This window comes from Micromonospora sp. NPDC049900 (assembly GCF_044461025.1).
GTDB lineage: Bacteria > Actinomycetota > Actinomycetes > Mycobacteriales > Micromonosporaceae > Micromonospora.
Genome location: NZ_JBITKM010000005.1, coordinates 1 through 17,934, shown reverse-complemented (window position 1 = coordinate 17,934; position 17,934 = coordinate 1). Strand labels below are relative to the sequence as shown.

General features: G+C 72.6%; 16 protein-coding genes. 10 read left to right on the top strand and 6 right to left on the bottom strand.

Annotation, left to right across the window (positions count from 1 at the left end; genetic code table 11):
* Positions 1-29 precede the first annotated feature (29 nt).
* The 6 genes from ACIBMZ_RS14015 to urtE all read left to right on the top strand — a co-directional run bounded on the left by ACIBMZ_RS14015 (position 30) and on the right by urtE (position 6,490).
* On the top strand, positions 30-1,157 hold the full coding sequence (locus ACIBMZ_RS14015) for a substrate-binding domain-containing protein (protein WP_396693584.1): 1,128 nt from the start codon (positions 30-32) through the stop codon (positions 1,155-1,157).
* A 496-nt stretch (positions 1,158-1,653) separates the two neighbouring features.
* Positions 1,654-2,898 (top strand): urea ABC transporter substrate-binding protein, encoded by a 1,245-nt coding sequence (urtA, locus tag ACIBMZ_RS14010; RefSeq protein WP_396693582.1) that lies wholly within the window; start codon positions 1,654-1,656, stop codon positions 2,896-2,898.
* Between the two features lie 79 nt (positions 2,899-2,977).
* A complete protein-coding gene (urtB, locus tag ACIBMZ_RS14005) occupies positions 2,978-3,865 on the top strand; it encodes an urea ABC transporter permease subunit UrtB (protein WP_396693580.1) in 888 nt (295 codons plus the stop codon).
* A complete protein-coding gene (gene urtC, locus ACIBMZ_RS14000) occupies positions 3,862-5,028 on the top strand; it encodes an urea ABC transporter permease subunit UrtC (protein WP_396693578.1) in 1,167 nt (388 codons plus the stop codon). Before urtB ends, urtC begins: the two co-directional genes overlap by 4 nt.
* Positions 5,025-5,798: an urea ABC transporter ATP-binding protein UrtD gene (gene urtD, locus ACIBMZ_RS13995; protein WP_396693576.1), complete on the top strand. Its 774-nt coding sequence runs from the start codon at positions 5,025-5,027 to the stop codon at positions 5,796-5,798. The genes urtC and urtD overlap by 4 nt, the downstream gene beginning before the upstream one ends.
* Entirely contained in the window at positions 5,798-6,490 is a 693-nt protein-coding gene (urtE, locus tag ACIBMZ_RS13990; protein WP_396693574.1) for an urea ABC transporter ATP-binding subunit UrtE, read from the top strand. Before urtD ends, urtE begins: the two co-directional genes overlap by 1 nt.
* A 137-nt stretch (positions 6,491-6,627) precedes the next feature.
* Here the strand turns inward: urtE and ACIBMZ_RS13985 are convergent, their stop codons facing one another.
* The 3 genes from ACIBMZ_RS13985 to ACIBMZ_RS13975 all read right to left on the bottom strand — a co-directional run bounded on the left by ACIBMZ_RS13985 (position 6,628) and on the right by ACIBMZ_RS13975 (position 8,556).
* Positions 6,628-7,110, bottom strand: coding sequence for a Rieske (2Fe-2S) protein (locus ACIBMZ_RS13985; protein WP_396693572.1), 483 nt, complete (start codon positions 7,108-7,110; stop codon positions 6,628-6,630).
* A gap of 16 nt (positions 7,111-7,126) precedes the next feature.
* Positions 7,127-7,690, bottom strand: coding sequence for a DUF6529 family protein (locus ACIBMZ_RS13980; protein WP_396694153.1), 564 nt, complete (start codon positions 7,688-7,690; stop codon positions 7,127-7,129).
* 65 nt (positions 7,691-7,755) lie between these two features.
* Positions 7,756-8,556, bottom strand: coding sequence for a hypothetical protein (locus tag ACIBMZ_RS13975; protein WP_396693570.1), 801 nt, complete (start codon positions 8,554-8,556; stop codon positions 7,756-7,758).
* 261 nt (positions 8,557-8,817) lie between these two features.
* On the opposite strand from ACIBMZ_RS13975, the gene ACIBMZ_RS13970 reads away from it, so the two are divergent.
* Together ACIBMZ_RS13970 and ACIBMZ_RS13965 are read left to right on the top strand one after the other, a co-directional pair.
* On the top strand, positions 8,818-10,614 hold the full coding sequence (locus ACIBMZ_RS13970; protein WP_396693568.1) for an ABC transporter ATP-binding protein: 1,797 nt from the start codon (positions 8,818-8,820) through the stop codon (positions 10,612-10,614).
* Positions 10,611-12,434 carry an ABC transporter ATP-binding protein gene (locus ACIBMZ_RS13965; RefSeq protein WP_396693566.1) on the top strand — a complete coding sequence of 608 codons (1,824 nt, stop codon included), beginning with the start codon at positions 10,611-10,613 and terminating at the stop codon, positions 12,432-12,434. Before ACIBMZ_RS13970 ends, ACIBMZ_RS13965 begins: the two co-directional genes overlap by 4 nt.
* Before the next feature lie 78 nt (positions 12,435-12,512).
* Here ACIBMZ_RS13965 and ACIBMZ_RS13960 read toward each other — a convergent pair whose 3' ends face one another.
* The gene (locus ACIBMZ_RS13960; RefSeq protein ID WP_396693556.1) at positions 12,513-13,979 is read right to left on the bottom strand and encodes an aldehyde dehydrogenase family protein; all 1,467 of its coding nucleotides are present in this window, start codon (positions 13,977-13,979) and stop codon (positions 12,513-12,515) included.
* Positions 13,980-14,135: 156 nt separating this feature from the next.
* Between ACIBMZ_RS13960 and ACIBMZ_RS13955 the strand changes: the two genes are divergently transcribed.
* Complete coding sequence (locus ACIBMZ_RS13955; protein ID WP_350694694.1) at positions 14,136-14,486, top strand: VOC family protein; 351 nt, start codon at positions 14,136-14,138, stop codon at positions 14,484-14,486.
* A 67-nt stretch (positions 14,487-14,553) separates the two neighbouring features.
* Here the strand turns inward: ACIBMZ_RS13955 and ACIBMZ_RS13950 are convergent, their stop codons facing one another.
* Positions 14,554-15,363, bottom strand: coding sequence for an SDR family oxidoreductase (locus ACIBMZ_RS13950; protein WP_396693554.1), 810 nt, complete (start codon positions 15,361-15,363; stop codon positions 14,554-14,556).
* A 62-nt stretch (positions 15,364-15,425) separates the two neighbouring features.
* Complete coding sequence (locus ACIBMZ_RS13945) at positions 15,426-16,550, bottom strand: acyl-CoA dehydrogenase family protein (protein WP_396693552.1); 1,125 nt, start codon at positions 16,548-16,550, stop codon at positions 15,426-15,428.
* Positions 16,551-16,684: 134 nt separating this feature from the next.
* Between ACIBMZ_RS13945 and ACIBMZ_RS13940 the strand changes: the two genes are divergently transcribed.
* A complete protein-coding gene (locus tag ACIBMZ_RS13940) occupies positions 16,685-17,773 on the top strand; it encodes a class I SAM-dependent methyltransferase (protein ID WP_396693550.1) in 1,089 nt (362 codons plus the stop codon).
* Positions 17,774-17,934 lie beyond the last annotated feature (161 nt).

The following is a 17,934-nucleotide window of genomic DNA, read 5'->3' as shown; positions in this document are numbered from 1 at the left end:
TCATCCTCGGCTGCGGCCACGATGTGTTCATGTCCGCGCCGGCACCGGGGTACGGGCGCCCGCAGGCGGGGGAGAGGCTCGCCGCCGGGGCGTCCTGGCTCACCGTCGACCGGGGCGTGGTCAGCATCGCGCTGGTGTACCCGATGCGGGGTCCGGCCGGCATGTTCGGCCCGAGTTGCGAGCAGTGCGCCCAGCTCGCGGTGGAGGAGGTCAACCAGCGCGGCGGGGTGCTCGGCCGCGAACTGCGGCTGGTGCCGGTCGACGGCGGCGCGCCACCGGCCGAGGTCGCCGCCGAAGTCGAGGCGTTGGTGTCGACCGGAGCCGTGCAGGGCGTCACCGGCTGGCACATCTCCTCGGTACGGCAGGCGGTGGCGCCGCGCATCGCGCACCGGGTGCCGTACGTCTACACCGCGCTGTACGAGGGCGGGGAGCGCACCGAGGGGGTCTTCCTGACCAGCGAGACGCCGGACGCGCAACTGTGGCCGGCGATGCGGGTGCTCGCCGCCGACCTCGGGGTCCGGCGCTGGTTCGTGGTGGGCAACGACTACGTCTGGCCGCGCCGGACCACCCGGGCCGCCTACCGGTACGCGGTGCGCAGTGGTGGTCGGGTGGTCGGGCACCACTTCCTGCCACTGGAGACGCACGACTACGTCGAGGTGCTGCGGCGCATCGAGCGCAGTGACGCCGACGCGGTGCTGATGCTGCTGGTCGGAGCCGACGCGGTCCGGTTCAACCGGGCCTTCGCGCGGTCCCGGTTGGACCAGCGCTGCCTGCGGTTGAGCACGCTGATGGACGAGAACATGCTGCTGGCCAGTGGTGCGACGAGCACGCGCGGGCTGTTCAGCACGGCCGGCTTCTTCGCCGGGCTGGTGACGCCGGAGAACCTCGACTTCCACGGTCAGTTCGCCCGCCGCTTCGGGTTGGAGGCGCCACCGCTGGGCAGCCTCGGTGAGTCCTGTTACGAGGGCGTGATGCTGCTGTCCGCCCTCATCGCCAAGGCTGGCACGCTGGACGTACGGGCGGTGGAGGCGTCCGCCGACGTGGTGTCGTACGACGGGCCGCGGGGCGAACTGCGGTTGCGTCGTCGGCACGTACGCCAGCGCATCTATCTGGCCGAGGCCGACGGCCTGGACTTCACCGTCCTCGCCGAACTGTGAGGCGGCTACCCGTGGGCGGCCCGGCGAGCGGCGGGGGTCGATCGGCGGCGTGACCCGACCGTGGCTTGACAGGATCGCGCGCCGGCCACATAAGATACTTCCTGCGTGAAGTATCTGGCTCGCGGGCCGGATACGACCACCCGCCCGACGGTGATCGGAAATTGCCGCCGTCGTGGTCCATATTCGTGTGCCGGTGCCATTCCGCCGATTCTCGCGGCGGGGCTCCGGCATTTTCTGCATCCGCTCGGGCGAACAGCATCAGCCAGCGGAAACAGTCTATTGAGGATCGGGAAACATTCGCGCAACGAAGCGGATCGAAGCTTTCCCTGCCCGATATCCGAATCGGTGCCCGGACCGGCGTCCACCCGCCGTGCCGGGCAGCGCGACACGGCTTCACGGACCGCACCGCACACGCAGAATCCGCACTTCTCGACCCGGGACCGACGCTCGTTCCCGGGCACTGACTCCACGCCCAGGCGCGAAGCAGGGAGCATTGATGACACTGATCCGGGGCCGCCGCATCCTGGCGGGTGCCATGACCCTGGTCGCCGCAGCCGCATTGGCCGCGTGCGGCAGCAAGACCACCGATGGGAACACCTCCGCCGGCGTCAGCGCCGACGTCTCCGGCGACACCGTCAAGGTGGGCCTGCTCAACTCCCTCTCCGGCACCATGGCGATCAGCGAGGTGACCGTCCGCGACGCGATCACCCTGGCGATCGAGGAGATCAACGGCGCTGGTGGCGTACTCGGCAAGAAGATCCAGCCGGTCGGCGAGGACGGCGCCTCGGACTGGCCGACGTTCGCCGAGAAGGCCGAGAAACTGATCCGTGAGGACCGCGTCGCCGCCGTCTTCGGATGCTGGACCTCGGCCAGTCGCAAGGCCGTCAAGCCGGTCTTCGAGAAGAACAAGGCGTTGCTGTTCTACCCCGTGCAGTACGAGGGACTGGAACAGTCGCCGTACATCTTCTACACCGGCGCCACCACGAACCAGCAGATCGTTCCCGGCCTGGACTATCTCAAGGCGCAGGGCGCCAAGTCGCTCTACCTGGTCGGCTCCGACTACGTCTTCCCGCGCACCGCGAACAAAATCATCAAGGCGTACGCCCAGGCCAACGGAATGACGGTGCTGGGCGAGGACTACGCCCCGCTCGGGTCCACCGAGTTCGGCACCATCACCAACAAGGTGAAGTCCGCCGGTGCGGACGCCGTGTTCAACACCCTCAACGGCGACAGCAACGTGGCGTTCTTCAAGGAGTACAAGTCCGCCGGGCTGACCGCCGCCGCCATGCCGGTGGTCTCCGTCTCGATCGCCGAGGAGGAGGTCAAGAGCATCGGCACCCAGTACCTGGAGGGCCAGCTCACCGCCTGGAACTACTACCAGACCACGCCGGGCGCGGCGAACGAGAAGTTCGTGGCCGCGTACAAGGCGAAGTACGGCGCGGACAAGCCCACCAGCGACCCGATGGAGGCCGCGTACGTCTCGGTCTATCTGTGGAAGGCGATGGTGGAGAAGGCCGGCACCTTCGACGTGGAGAAGGTCCGGGAGGCCTCCGACGGCATCACCTTCGAGGCGCCGGAGGGTCTGGTCACCGTGGACGGCGCGACCCAGCACATCGCCAAGACGGCCCGGGTCGGCAAGGTCGGTGCGGACGGGCTGATCGCCGAGGTCTGGAACTCCGGCCAGCCGATCACGCCGGACCCGTACCTCAAGAGCTACCCCTGGGCCGGCGGCCTGAGCTGACCGACGTCCCGGTCCCACGGCCCGGGCGGGAGGAGTCCCGCCCGGGCCGAACCCCCACCCGCAGTTCGGAGTACCCACCGTGACAGTTCTGATCGGTCAACTCTTCACCGGCGTCAGCATCGGCGCGGTGCTGCTGCTGATCGCGCTGGGTCTGGCGCTCACGTTCGGCCAGATGGGCGTGATCAACATGGCCCACGGCGAGTTCATCATGGCCGGCGCCTACACCACCTACGTCCTGCAACAGGTCATCACCGCGGCCGGGTGGTCGCTGCTGGTGGCGCTGCCGGTCGCCTTCGTGGTGGCCGGCGCGATGGGCGTCCTGCTGGAGATGCTGCTGATCCGGCGTCTCTACGCCCGGCCGCTGGACACGCTGCTGGTCACCTGGGGCGTCTCGCTGATCCTGCAACAACTCGCCCGGGACGTCTTCGGCAGCCCCAACGTGCAGACCCGCGCCCCGGAACTGCTCACCGGCAACATCGCGCTGCCCGGCGGGATCACCGTCGCCAACAACCGGCTGTTCATCCTGGCCCTGGCCGGTGGCGCGGTGCTCGCGTTGACACTCGCGTTGCGCCTCACCCCGCTGGGTCGGCGGATCCGCGCCGTGGTGCAGAACCGCGACCTGGCCGCCGTCTCCGGCATCGCCACCGCCCGGGTGGACCGGACGACCTTCTTCCTCGGGTCCGGCCTGGCCGGCATCGCCGGGGTCGCGCTCACTCTGCTCGGCCCGATCGGTCCCACCATGGGCACCAACCTGATCATCGACGCCTTCCTGGTCGTCGTGGTCGGCGGCATCGGCCAGCTCAAGGGCACCGTGATCGTCGCCTTCGCGCTGGGCGTGCTCCAAGCCTCCGGCGAGTACCTGACCACCCTCAGCGTCGCCAAGGTGATGGTGTTCGTCGCCATCGTCGCGTTCCTCCAGTGGCGACCCCAGGGCCTGTTCACCCTGCGTACCAGGAGTTTGGCATGACCACCGTCGCCCCAGACCCCGTCAGCGCCGACGTACCCGCGCCTGGGCCGGCCGCTCCCGCCGCCGGTCCGTCCCGGCACCGGTTCCGGGCCGCCGCCGGGTTCGCGTTCGGCGCGGCCCTGCTGTTCGCCGTCGCCCCGCTGCTGCTCTCCGACTTCCGGCTGTCCCTGCTGGCCAAGTACCTCTGCGTGGCGATGGTCGCGGTCGGCATCGGCCTGGCCTGGGGACGCGGCGGCATGCTCGCCCTCGGCCAGGGCGTCTTCTTCGGCCTCGGCGGCTACGCGATGGCCATGCACCTCAAGCTCGCCGACGCGGGTCCGGGCAACATGCCCGACTTCATGATGCTGTACGGGCAGCTCGACGAGTTGCCGCTGTGGTGGCGCCCGTTCGCCAGCCCGTGGTTCGCCCTGCCCGCCACGGTGCTGCTGCCGATGGCGGTCGCCTTCGTCCTCGGGTCGCTGGTGTTCCGCCGCCGAGTCCGGGGCGCCTACTTCGCCATCCTCAGCCAGGCCCTCGCCGCCGCCATGGTGATCCTGCTGATCGGTCAGCAGGGCACCACCGGCGGCACCAACGGCCTCACCGACATCCAGGGCTTCTTCGGGTACGACCTGGACGACCCGGTCAACCAGCGGATGGTCTACTTCATCATCGCCGGCACCCTGTTGGTGTTGCTGGCACTGACCCGGCACCTGATGCAGAGCCGCTACGGCGAACTGCTCGTCGCGGTCCGTGACGGTGAGGAACGGGTCCGCTTCCTCGGCTACGACCCGGCCACCGTCAAGCTGGTCGCGTACGTGGTGGCGGCGGGGATGGCCGGGCTGGCCGGGGCGCTGTTCGTCCCCGCGGTCGGCATCATCTCGCCGGCGCTGATCGGGATCGTGCCGTCCATCGAGTTCGTCATCGGTGTCGCGATCGGCGGCCGGGCCACGCTGCTCGGGCCGGTCCTCGGCGCGGTCGCGGTGGCCTGGGCCCGGACCGCCCTGTCGGAACGGTTCCCGGGCACCTGGACGTACCTGCAGGGTCTGTTGTTCGTGGTGGTGGTGGCCTTCCTGCCCGGCGGCCTGGCGTCGCTGGTCGGCCTGCTCCGCCGCCGCGACGACGGTGACGGGCGCCCGGGCCGGTTCGGCCGGCTGCGGCGTCGGAAGGCGGAGGCGACGTCGTGACCGGGCAACTGCACGGGCTCACCGTACGCGACCTGCGGGTCAGCTTCGACGGCTTCACCGCCGTGGACGGCGTCAGCCTGGACGTCGCACCCGGGGACATCCGGTTCCTCATCGGACCCAACGGCGCCGGCAAGACCACCCTGGTCGACGCCGTCACCGGGCTGGTCCGGGCCGGTGGCTCGGTCCGTTTCGGCGACCGGGAACTGCTCGGCCGTCCGGTGCACCGGATCAGTCGCCTCGGTGTCGGCCGGACGTTCCAGACCTCGACGGTGTTCGAGGAGCTGACCGTGGTGCAGAACCTCGACATCGCGGCCGGTGCGCGGCGGAGCTGGGCGACGTTGCTGCGCCGTCGGCACGGGGTGCCCGACGAGGTGGCCGAGGCGCTCGATGTGATCGGCCTGGCCGACCGGGCCGCGCAGCTCGCCGGCACCCTCGCGCACGGGCAGAAGCAGTGGCTGGAGATCGGCATGCTGCTCGTCCAGGACGCCCGGCTGCTGCTGCTCGACGAACCGGTGGCCGGGATGAGCCACGAGGAACGCGACGCCACCGGCCGCCTGCTGGAGAAGGTCGCCCGGGACCGCACGGTGGTGGTGATCGAGCACGACATGGACTTCCTGCGCCGGTTCGCGCGGACGGTCACCGTGCTGCACGCCGGTCGGGTGCTCAGCGAGGGCACCGTGGCGCAGGTGCAGGCCGACCCGCGCGTGCAGGAGGTCTACCTCGGTCACCCGGTCGACGCCGGGGCGGCCCCGACGGCTACGGAGGCATGATGCTCAGTCTGCGCGGCGTGCACGCCGGCTACGGGCGCAGCCGGGTGCTGCACGGCGTCGACGTCGAGGTGCCCGACGACGGGGTGGCGGCGGTCCTCGGGCACAACGGTGCCGGCAAGTCGACCCTGTTGCGGGTCGCCGCCGGGCTGCTGCGGCCCAGCGCCGGTCGGGTCGAGCTGGACGGGACGGACATCACCCGGCTGGCCCCGCACGAGCGGGTCGCGCGGGGCATCGCGTACGTGCCGCAGGGCCAGCAGTGCTTCCCGCACCTGACGGCGGCGGAGAACCTGCGCCTGGTCGCCGACGGTCGGCGGGACGGCGCGGCGGCCACCGCCGAGGTGCTGGACCTGTTCCCCGCGCTGCGCGGGTTGCTGCGCCGCCGGGCCGGGCTGCTCTCCGGCGGTCAGCGCCAGCAGTTGGCCATCGCCCGGGCCCTGATCACCCGGCCCCGCCTGCTGATGCTGGACGAGCCGACCGAGGGCATCCAGCCGTCGGTGGTGACCGAGATCCAGGAGCGGATCGTGGCGCTGATCGCGCAGCGTGGGTTCAGTGTGCTCCTGGTCGAGCAGCACCTCGGCTTCGCGCTGCGGGTGGCCGACCGCTACCACGTGCTGGAGTCGGGGCGGGTCACCTCGGCCGGCGAGGGCGGGGCCACGGCCGAGCGGACCGTACGCCAGGCGCTCGCGGTCTGAGTCCGCCGCAGCCTCCGGGACCCCTGCCCCACCCGCCCCCGGGTGAGGCAGGGGCCGTCCGGTGTCGCGACGCCACCCCGGACGGCCCCGCGCGGCCCGGGCCTGGAGTGGGCCGCGTCCTGGCGTGTCCGTGGCGCCTAGGCGAGCCGGATGGCGTCCCCGTCGACGGAGACGTTCGCGGCGGGCAGCGGGGACCCCGCCGGCCCGCTGCGCACCGAACCGTCGGCGATGTCGAACACGCTGTTGTGGCAGGCGCAGACGATGGTGCCGTTCGTCACCGAGGTCACCGTGCAGCCCTGGTGGGTGCAGGTCGACGAGTACGCCTTGATGGTCCCCGGCGTCGGCTGGGTGATCACCACCCCGGCGTCGGCGTAGATCTGTCCACCCCCGACCGGGATGTCGGCGAGGGTGGCCAGCGCCGGCGGGCCCCCACCGACGTCCGGCGCGCCGGACGCGGACGGGTCGGCGCTGGGGTCGGCGGCGGGCGGCGGAGGTGGCGGGGGAGCCGAGGTCGGCTGGCCGTACGTGGCGCATCCGGTCAGCGCCGCCACGCCCACCGCACCGGTGCCGGCCAGCATGGCCCGTCGCGACCGGCAGCAACCGGCCTGCTCGTGGTTCATCCGAGGTGCCTTTCCGTCAGAGCTGGAAACCGAACGTGGTGAAGTACCAGACCGACGAGGTCAGGAAGACACCGATCAGGGCGACGAACACCACCCCGCCCACCACCGGCAGCACCCACCCGGCGAGACCGCGCTTGGGCAGGGTCAGCATCTTGGTGGCGAACACGCCGAAGAAGAAGCAGCCCAGCAGGGAGTGCATCAGCACCCGGGTGTCGAAGTCGGCGAAGCCGAGCGCGTACAGGCAGTGCACCGCGACCGGGACGGTGAGCAGGAAGGCGATCCGGCCCGACCAGCGGTGTGCGGCACCGGCCCAGGACGGGGAGAACCCGCCGAGCCGACCCCACATGGACAACGCCGAGAGCAGTTGGACGACGGCGAAGAACGCCGCGCCGGTGCCCAGCCACACCTTCACCGTCAGCGGCGACGAGAACCCCGCCACGTTGACCGCGATGCCGGTCGGGGTGTGGGTGCGGCCGTAGACCCCCAACGCCACCGCGACCGCCGCCCCGACCAGCAGCGGGACCACCATCGACGGACGCGGCGTCGGCGCGCTCGGCGGCGGAGTGTCGAAGTCGCGCATCACCTCCATCGACGGCTCCCGGCGGCGGGGCACGGTCCGCGCGCTGCCGTGGCGGTGCTGGGACATCACCGTGCTCCGGGGACGACCGGTGCGGCGGTGACGGTGACTCCGTTGACCTTGGTGGTGAAGAAGGCCGGATCCAGCGGCGGTGCCGGGATCGGCTTGCCGTTCCAGGTCACGATGCCGATCTGGGTACCGTCCGGCAGCATGATCCAGCCACCGTCGATGCCGGCCGCCCGGATCTCCTCGGTGGCCCGGTAGATCGCCGGGGCGGTGCCGGAGCCGGACTTGACCACCGGGCTGTCGTCGGTCTTCTCCTCGGGCCGGGCGGTGAACTTCCACCGGCGTACGCCGACGACCATCTCGCCGCTGGCGACGTCGCCCCGGATCACGCCGGTGAGCTTGGCGTCCTTGCCGGTCAGCTCGATCCTGCCGTCGCGGACCGTGCCGGACAGCCAGACCTCCATCTCCCGACCGTCGCAGACGTATGCCTCCGCCTTGCCGTTCTTGACGGTGATCGCGATGGTGGCGCCGTTCTCCAGCTCGCCGATCCAGTTCTGCTCCACCGAGTTGACCTCGGTGCCGGCCGACGACGGATCCCGGTCGGCCGGTGGCGAGGTCACGCCGGGCCGCGCGCCGTCGGGGGCGTCCGGGTCGACCTCCGGGTCGGCGGGATCGTCCACGTCGTCGTCGACGTCGGCCTCGACGCCGTCCTCGATCCCGGTCGGTGCCGGCGCGGCGGCCGGTGGTCCGTTCCCGGCGGCGGGCTGGGTTCCCGGTGGGGAAGCCTGCGCACTCATCGTGAACAGCACGGCGGCCGTCACCGCCCCCGAGAGGAGGGTGAGCAACGGGGTCATGCGCTTCATGGGCCTCTCCCTTCGCCCAGGACGTACGGGTGGCGGCGGTGTAACGGTTCAATCGGTGCGGGAGAACCTTGCCCGGGGTGGTCGAGACGCTGCCCGGGTGGTCCGTTCGGACAGGTGTCGATCACCCTGAGCGGTCGGTCGACCCACCGTCGGCGACATTTGCACGTGGCGAACCTGTCTCACGACATCGATAACGACTATCATTAGCCCGCTCGGGAGGTCCTCAGAGGACCGACGACCGCCGACGAGACGGGGTGGGCGATGGCCGCCGGTACCGACACGGACGCCGGTGGTGGCGGCCGGGAACTGCTCCGATCACTGGTCCGGGCGCAACGGGGCCGACTCGCCTCGGCCGTGCTGCTCGCCGTCGCGGCGGTGGCCTGTCAGCTCGTGCCCTACCTGATGGCCTACCGGGTCGCGGTCGAGCTGGTCACCGAGGCGGAACCCGACGGCGGCCCGCTGATCCGGTACGCCGTCGTCGCGCTGGTCGCCATCGCGGCCGGCACCGCGCTGATGGGCGGGGCCCTGGCGATCAGCCACGTCTGCGCGTACTGGCTGCTGCACCGGTTGCGCCAGCGCATCGCCGAACGCGTCTCGGTGCTGCCGCTGGGCGAGGTGACCCGACGCGGCAGCGGCGGGGTCGGCAAGCTCGCCATGGAGGACGTCGAACGCATCGAGGTCTTCGTCGCGCACATGCTGCCCGACGCGGTCGCCGCGTTGACCGTGGTCGCGGCCACCACCGTCTGGCTCCTCGTCATCGACTGGCGGCTGGCGCTGGCGTCGGTGGCGGTCGTCCCGCTGGCCATGCTGGCGATGCGGCACGCCACCAGGGGCTCCGGCGCGTGGGTGGCGCAGTGGCACGGCGCCGGGATGGCCATGAACCAGGCGGTCACCGAGTTCCTGCACGGCATCAAGGCCGTCAAGGTGTTCAACCGGCAGACCGACACCGTGGCCCGGGCCACCGACGCGGTCCGCCGCTACGTCGACTCGGAGACCCGCTGGGGGATGGCCTTCCTGCCCGGCGGCGCCGCGTACTTCACGATCATGGCGGCGAACGTGGCGATCGTCGTACCGGTGGGCCTCTGGCTCTACCGCGACGGTGCGGTCGACGTGCCCACGCTGCTGCTGTTCCTGCTGCTCGCTCTCGGCTACACCGCGCCGCTGACCAAACTCACCGGCTACAGCTCCCAGTTGCGTCAGGTGCGGTTCGGCGCCGACGAGATCGCCGCCCTGCTGAACAGCCCGGCGCTGCCGGACACCGGCCGCCGGGTGCCGCTGGGTCCGGTCTCGGTCGAGCTGGCGGACGTCTCGTTCGGCTACACCCCCGACCGGCGCGCCCTCGACGGGGTGAGCATCCACGCCGAGGCGGGCCGGGTCACCGCCGTGGTCGGCCCCAGCGGCTCGGGCAAGAGCACCGTCGCCCGGCTGGTCTCCCGGTTCTTCGACGTGGACGCCGGCAGCGTACGGGTCGGCGGTGTCGACGTCCGGGAGATGGCCGTCGACCAGCTCATGGACACCGTCGCGGTGGTGTTCCAGGACCCGTTCCTGTTCCACGACACGGTCCGGGCCAACCTGACCCTGGGCCGCCCCGACCTGGACGACGAGACCGTGCACCGGGCCGCTCGGGCGGCGCGCTGCCACGACTTCATCCTCTCCCTGCCCCAGGGCTACGACACCGTGGTCGGCGAGCGCGGCGCCACCCTCTCCGGCGGCGAGCGGCAACGCATCTCGATCGCCCGCGCCCTGCTCAAGGACGCACCGGTGGTGGTGCTGGACGAGGCGACCGCCTCCACCGACCCGGAGAACGAGATCGCCATCCAGCAGGCGGTGGCGAACCTGGCCAGCGGGCGCACCCTGCTGGTCATCGCGCACCGGCTCAGCACCATCCGCGACGCCGACCGGATCGTGGTGCTGACCGACGGCCGGGTGGCCGAGACGGGCCGCCACGACGACCTGGTGGCCGCCGACGGCACGTACGCGCGGCTCTGGGCCGACGCCACCACCAGCGCCCAGTGGAGCCTCGGCGCCAGCGACGAGCGGAGCGGAGCGCGCGGATGAGCACCCTGACCTCACCTGCCGCCGGGCGGCAGGAGTCCCCGCCGGTCGGCACGGTGGCCGGACGCACCGTGGCCCTGGTCCGCCGGCTGTGGGAGCTGTCCGATCCCCGGCTGCGTCGTCAGCAACTGTGGGGGATCGCCGCCCGGATGGCGGCGGCGGTCTGCATCGCGGTGCCGATCTGGCTGCTCGTCGTGGTCCTGCAACGACTGCGCGAGGCCAACCTCGGCGGACCGCCGATCAGCCAACGCGAGGTGCTCCTGTGGAGCGCCGCCGTGGTGGCGGCGACCGTCGGCCAGTTCGGCTTCGACCTGCTCGCCCAGCGGCAGAGCTGGGTGGCCTCCTTCGAACTCCTCGGCGAGCTGCGCCTGCGGGCGTTGGAACACCTGCGCCGGCTGCCGCTCGGCTACCACACCAAGCGGCAGACCGGTGACCTCACCGCGCTGGTCACGCACCACCTCAGCGAGTTGGAGCCGGTGGTCTTCGGTGCCGTACCCACCATCATCGGCGCGGCCCTGCTGCCGCTGGTGATCGCGGTGGGCCTGCTGGTCGAGGACTGGCGGATGGGCCTGGCCGCGCTGGCCACCATCCCGCTGGCGATGCTGGTCTACACCTGGTCGCAGCGGACGTTCGCCCGGCTCGCGGCGGACCGCGCCCAGGCCAGCGGCCAGGCCGCGGCCCGTTTCCAGGAGTACGTCTCGGGCATCGCGGTGGCCCGCGCGCACGGCGCCACCGGTGAGCGCGCCGGCCGCCTCGCGCAGGCGCTGGTGCGGCACCGGGAGGCGAGCATCGGGCTGGTCAACAAGCTGGTCGTCCCGCTGGTGCTGTTCCTGACCGTGATCGAGCTGGGGCTGCCGGTGGTGCTCCTGGCCGGGGCCTTCCTGCTGATCGGCGGCGACCTGGCACCGGCCACCTTCCTGGTGTTCGCGGTGCTGTCGCTGCGCATCCACGGGCCACTGCGGGCGATGGGTGAGCAGACCGAGAGCCTGCGGGTCGGCGAGGCGGCCGTGGACCGGCTGGGCGCGCTGCTGGCCGAACCGGTGCCGGCGGAGGTCCGGGCCGGACCGGCGCCGCAGGGCCACGACGTCGAGTTCGACCGCGTCTCCTACACCTATCCGGGGGCGGCCCGCCCGGCGCTGCGGTCGGTCAGCTTCGAGGCGACCGCCGGTACGGTGACCGCGCTGGTCGGCAGCAGCGGCGCGGGCAAGACCACCTGCCTGCACCTGCTGGCCCAGTTCTTCGCGCCGGACTCCGGGGCGATCCGGATCGGCGGGGTGGACATCCGCGAGCTGGACAGCCGGACCCTCTTCGACGCGGTGACCGTGGTCTTCCAGGACAGCTACCTGTTCAGCGAGTCGGTGCGGGACAACATCCGCTTCGGCCGACCGGAGGCCGACGACGACGAGGTGGACCGCGCGGCGGCGCAGGCCCGGGTGGACGAGATCGTGGCCCGGCTGCCGCAGGGCGCGGACACCCTGGTCGGCGAGGGCGGGGCCACGCTCTCCGGTGGTGAGCGGCAGCGGTTGTCGCTGGCCCGCGCCATCGTCAAGGACGCGCCGATCGTGCTGCTCGACGAACCGACCGCCGCGATGGACGCCACCAACGAGCGCCACGTCCAGCAGGCCCTGTCCGGCCTGATCCGGGACCGTACGGTGCTGGTCGTCGCGCACCGGCTCGGTACGGTCCGGCACGCCGACCGGATCGTGGTCCTCGACGCCGGTGAGGTCGTCGAGGTGGGACGGCACGACGAACTGCTGGCCCGCGACGGGCGGTACGCGCGGATGTGGGCCGAGCAGGAGGCGACCCGCTCCTGGCGGCTGTAGCCGTCGGTGGGCGGCCGACCGCCGCCCACCAGGCGGGTTGACGGTCTCCGGGTGGTCCCGGCCGGAGCCGGGACCACCTCAGGCGGCGATCCAGACGTTCTTCGGCCGCAGGAACTCCCGGACGCCGGCCTCGCCGCCGATCCGCCCCCAGCCGCTCTGCCGTACCCCGCCGAACGGGGCCGACGGCAACACCCCGGGCACTCCGTTGACCCAGACGCTGCCCGCCGTCACCGCACGGCTCACCCGGTGCGCCGTGCGCAGGTCGGTGGTGTGCAGGTACGCCCCGAGGCCGTAGCGGGTGCCGTTGGCCAGCCGGACCGCCTCCTCCTCGGTGTCGAAGGAGGTGAACGCCAGCACCGGCCCGAAGATCTCCTCCTGCGCCAGCTCGCTGTCCGGGTCGACCTCCCCGAACACCGTCGGCGCGATGAAGTACCCGTCGCCCAGGTCGCCGCCGAGCCGTTCGCCGCCGGTCACCAGCCGTCCCTGGCCCTTGTCCCGGGCCCGCTCCACCACGCCCAGGATCCGGTGGCACGCCTGCTCGCTGACGACCGGACCCATCATGGTGCGCTCCTGCGCGGGATCACCGAGCGGCACCCGGGCCAGCCGGGCGGCGACGGTCCGCAGCACCTCGTCGTAGACGGCGGAGTGCACCAGCACCCGGGTGCCGTTGGCGCAGCCCTGGCCGCTGAGCGCGACGGCGCCGCTCATCGCCAGCCGGGCCGCCATCCGGACGTCGGCGTCGGCGAAGATGACGTGGGCCGACTTGCCGCCCAACTCCAGGCCGACCGGCAGGAGCCGTTCGGCGGCGGTGGCGAGGATCTGCCGGGCGGTGGTCCCGCCGCCGGTGAAGTGCACCTTGTCCACGCCCGGGTGCCGGACCAGCGCCTCGCCGCCGGCCGCGCCGCCGGGCACCACGTTGACCACGCCGGGCGGGAAGCCCGCCTCCAGGGCCAGCTCACCGATGCGCAGCGCGGTGAACGGCGCCAGTTCGGAGGGTTTGAGCACGATGGTGTTGCCGGCCGCGAGCGCCGGGCCGAGCATCTGCGCGACCGACACCAGCGGGCCGTTCCAGGGGATGATCAGGGCCACCACCCCGTACGGTTCGTCCAGGGTGTAGTCGACGGCCCGCACCGGCCACGTCGGGACGACCTCGCCGCCGACCTTGTCCGCCCAGCCGGCGTTGTACCGCAGGTGGTCCACGGCGACCCGGGGCATCACCGAGGCGAACTGCCGGGGGCAGCCGTTCTCCAGCGTCTGCAACGCGCCCAGCTCGGTGGCGTGCCGCTCGACCAGGTCGGCCAGAGCGAGCAGCAGGTCCCGGCGTACGTTGCCGGGAGTGGCCCGCCAGCCGTCGAGGGCCTCGCCCGCGGCACGGACCGCCGCGTCCATCTCGGCGGCGCCGCCCAGCGGCACGGCGGCGGTGACGCGTCCGTCGGCGGCGTACACGTGCTCGTGCACGCCGCCGGTGGTGGTGGCCGTACGGGTGGCGCCGATCAGGGCGGCGGTGTCCGGGATCAGTTCGGTCGGAGCGGCGGTGACGGGCACGTGGTGACACCTCTTCCGGCTCGGCGCGCCATCCGATGGCGACGGTCAGCGGAGTATGTTGGGTCGAATCCTAGTGTAGTTTGTTGCGTTAGATAGCCCCCCGCCCGGACGGTCGGCCGGGGAGGCGCACGGATCGTTGGACCGAGGAGGCCGGTCGTGTCAGGAGAGCTGTCGTACTTCGAGTTCGGGGTGCCGGACGTCGCGGTGGCCAGCAGCTTCTACGCCGAGTTGTTCGGCTGGAAGGTGCAGGCGCAGGAACACGGTGGGTCGATCGACACCGGGGAGGCGGCGGTGCCGGGCGGCTTCCACCGCGACCCCGGGCCGCCGCAGCACTACCTCTACTTCCGGGTGGACGACATCGACGCCGCCATCAAGCGGGTGCAGGAACTCGGCGGCGAGGTCGAGCCGATGCGTCCGGCCACCGAGGAGTGGGGGGCGTTCGCGGAGTGCCGGGACAACCAGGGACTCGCCTTCGGCCTGCACGTACCGCCCAAGCCGAAGAACTGAGCGCGGCGCGGGGGCCGGGTGTCCGATCCGACACCCGGCCCCCGCGCGGTCGGGGCGGGCCGCCCCGTCACTGCTCGTCGGTGAGGAACCGGCCCGGCACGTATCCGGTCCGGGCGGTGGAGAGCCCGCCGTCGACCGTGACCACCGTGCCGGTCACGTACGACCCGGCGCGGCTGCACAGGTAGATGGCGGTGCCGACGATGTCGTCCGGCCTCCCGATGCGCTGCAACGGCGTCACCGCGGCGATCTCCTCACCCATCGCCTCCAGCACGCCGGCCATCATCCGGGACGGGAAGCTGCCCGGCGCGATCACGTTCGCGGTCACCGTGGGCGCGAAGTCGTGCGCCAGCATCCGGGTGACGTGGTGGATCGCCGCCTTGGCCGCGGCGGCCGAGTAGGTCGGCATCTCCGGCACCCGCTGGGCGTCCGCGCTGCCGATGTTGACGATGCGCGCCGGGTCCTCGGCGGTGCCCGCCGCCCGCAGCAGCCCGGCCAGTTCCCGTACCAGGAACAACGGCGCCTTCAGACCCAGGTCGAGCACGCTGTCCCAGGCGGTGGCGGGGAACTGCTCCACCGGCGCGGTCCAGGCGGTGCCCGCGTTGTTCACCAGGATGTGCAGCGCGGACTCCCGCTCGCCGATCTCCCGGGCCAACCGGACGCACTCGGACTCGTCGGAGAGGTCGGCGGGGATCGCCACGCACGTCCCGCCACCGGCCGAGAGTTCCTGGGCCACGTCCTCGCAGTCGGACTTCGTCCGCGCGGTCAGGTAGACCCGTGCACCGGCGGCGACGAAACCCTCCGCGATCATCCGGCCGATGCCCTGCGTGCCGCCGGTGACCAGTGCCGTCTTACCGGCGACCGAGAACAACTCACTCATTGGAACCTCCACAGACGATGTGCTCTCAGCGGCGCCGGTTTACGGCCCCGCGACGACTCGGGTCAGCGCGGCCCGGCGGACGTCTCCTCGTCCACCGCGAGCGCGCCCAACGTGGCGTACGAGTCGCGGCCCGCCACGAAGTGCTGGGTGGCGGTCCGCATGTCCCGCATCCGCCGTTGCAGCGGCGAGGTGTCGTACACCCCGGTGCCGCCGGACAGCGTGTAGGCGGCGTCGACGACCTGTGCGCAGAGGCCGGTCACCTGGGCCGCCGCCGCGCGCAGCCGGGCCCGGCCACCCGGCGACGCGGAGTCGGGTGCCGTGGTGGCCTCGGTCGCCTCCGCGTACAGCAGCGCCCGGGCCGCCCGGTGCATGGTCTGCGTCTCGCCCAGCCGGTCGAGGAAGACCGGTGAGTCGGCGAGCCGCCGCGCGCTCAGCGCCGGGCGCTTGCCGTCGGCGGCCAGGCGCACCAGGTCGGTCAGCGCGCCGTCGGCCAGACCGACCGCCACCGCGCCGATGATCAGGCTGGACTGTGCGATGCGGTGCGCGGCCTCCTCGTCCTGCGGGGAGACCGCGAGATGCTCCGGCACCCGCGCGTCGTCGACCGTCACGTCGTGGCTGGCGGTGCCGCGCAGCCCCAACACCTGCCAGGTGTCGAGGACGCGCACGTCGCGGGCCGGGACGAACAGGATGCGGGTGGCCGGCGCGCCGTCCGGGCCGACCGGCACGCTGCGACCGGAGACCAGCACGCAGTTCAGATAGAACCAGGCGGCCCGGGGGCACCCGGTGACGAAGGGCCAGCGGCCGGTCACCCGCCACTCGTCGTCGCCGGTACGGGCCCGGCCCTTGGGCGCCACCGCACCGGCGACCAGGGTGTCCGCGCCGTCGGCGAAGATCTCGTCCCGCGCGGCGGCCGGACCGCACCGCACGATCAGGTGCGACAGGGCCACCTGACCCACCGTCCACGAGGTGGCCGCGTCGGCGCGGGCGAGTTCCTCCAGCACGGCGAGCACGTCGGGCAGGTCGAGCTGGTCGCCGCCGTGACTGGCGGGGGCGAACATCCGGAAGCAGCCGGCCGCGCGGAGGTCGTCCACGAGGTCGTCGGGGAGGCCGCGCCGCTGCTCGATCTCCTCGGCGTGCTTCGCCACTCGGGACGCCAGCTCGCGTACCCGGGACAGCGTTGGGTTCACGTCGGCCCCCTCCTGTGTTCGGTGTGTCGTGTTCGGACGCTATCTCCCGCCGCCGGGTGCTGTCCATGGCGCGCCCGCGTGGATAGAGTGTGTCGAGAAAACAACACACACATGTGTCGCCGGAGGGGATACCGATGACGACTCCCGTCGACCCGCAGGCTCGGGTCTTCGCGGTCCGGATGTGGACCTCGCTGCTGGCCACCCAGGAACTGCTCGCCACGTATCTCGGTGTCCGCCTCGGGCTCTACGACGACCTCGCGGCCAAGGGGCCCGGCACGGTGGGGGAGATCGCCGCGCGGGCCGGGGTCGACCCGCGGTACGCCCGCGAGTGGCTGGAACAGCAGGCGGTGGCCGGTGTCCTGACCGTGGACGACGCGTCGGCCCCGGCCGACGAGCGGGTGTTCACGCTGCCCGCCGCGCACGCCGAGGTGCTGACCGTGTCGGACAGTCCGCTGTCCATGTCGGCGTTGGCCGTCCTGCCGCTGGGCGGGGTGGCGGCGGCGCTGCCGGCGCTGCTTCAGGCGTACCGCACCGGTGACGGGGTGGCCGACGCGGTCTACGGCGTGGACTGGCGGGAGGGGCACGCCGGGGCGAACCGGGCGATGTTCACTCACCAGATGGCCGGCTGGCTGCGCCGACACGCCCCGGACATCCACACCCGACTGGTCGGCACCCCGGCCCGGGTCGCGGACGTGGCCTGTGGCGCGGGCTGGGCCGGCATCGGGTTGGCCCGGGCCTTCCCCCGGATCACCGTCGACGGGTACGACATCGACCCTGAGGTGATCGCGGACGCCACCGGGCACGCCGCGGACGCCGGGCTGGGCGACCGGGTCTCCTTCGCCGCCCGGGACGCCGCCGATCCCGACCTGGCCGGCACGTACGACCTGGTCTGCCTCTTCGACGCGCTGCACGAGATCGCGCGCCCGGTGGAGGTGCTGCGGGCCTGTCGGCGGCTGTGTGCCGACGGCGGGAGCGTCCTGGTGCTCGACGCCCGGGTGGCGGAGCGGTTCGCCGCACCGGCCGACGAGATCGAACGCTTCCAGTACGCCACCAGCGTGCTGCACTGCCTGCCGGCGTGCCGCAGTCAGCAGCCGTCCGCCGGCACCGGCACGGTGCTGCGTCCGGACGCCGTCCGGGACCTCGCCACCGAGGCCGGATTCGTGGCGGTCACCCAGTTGCCCATCGACGATCGCTTCCACCGGCTGTACCGGCTGATCGGCTGAGGAGGACGCCCGTCGGCGTCGCGCCCGGCGGGCCGAGAGACGCGGCGGGGGGGGGGGCCCCCCCCGGGGGGGGGGGCCCCCGCGGGGGCCGGGCCGGGGCCCCCCCCCGCCCCGGCCCGCGGAGCGGCCCCGCGGGGGTCTGCCCCCGCCCGGTGCCGGGG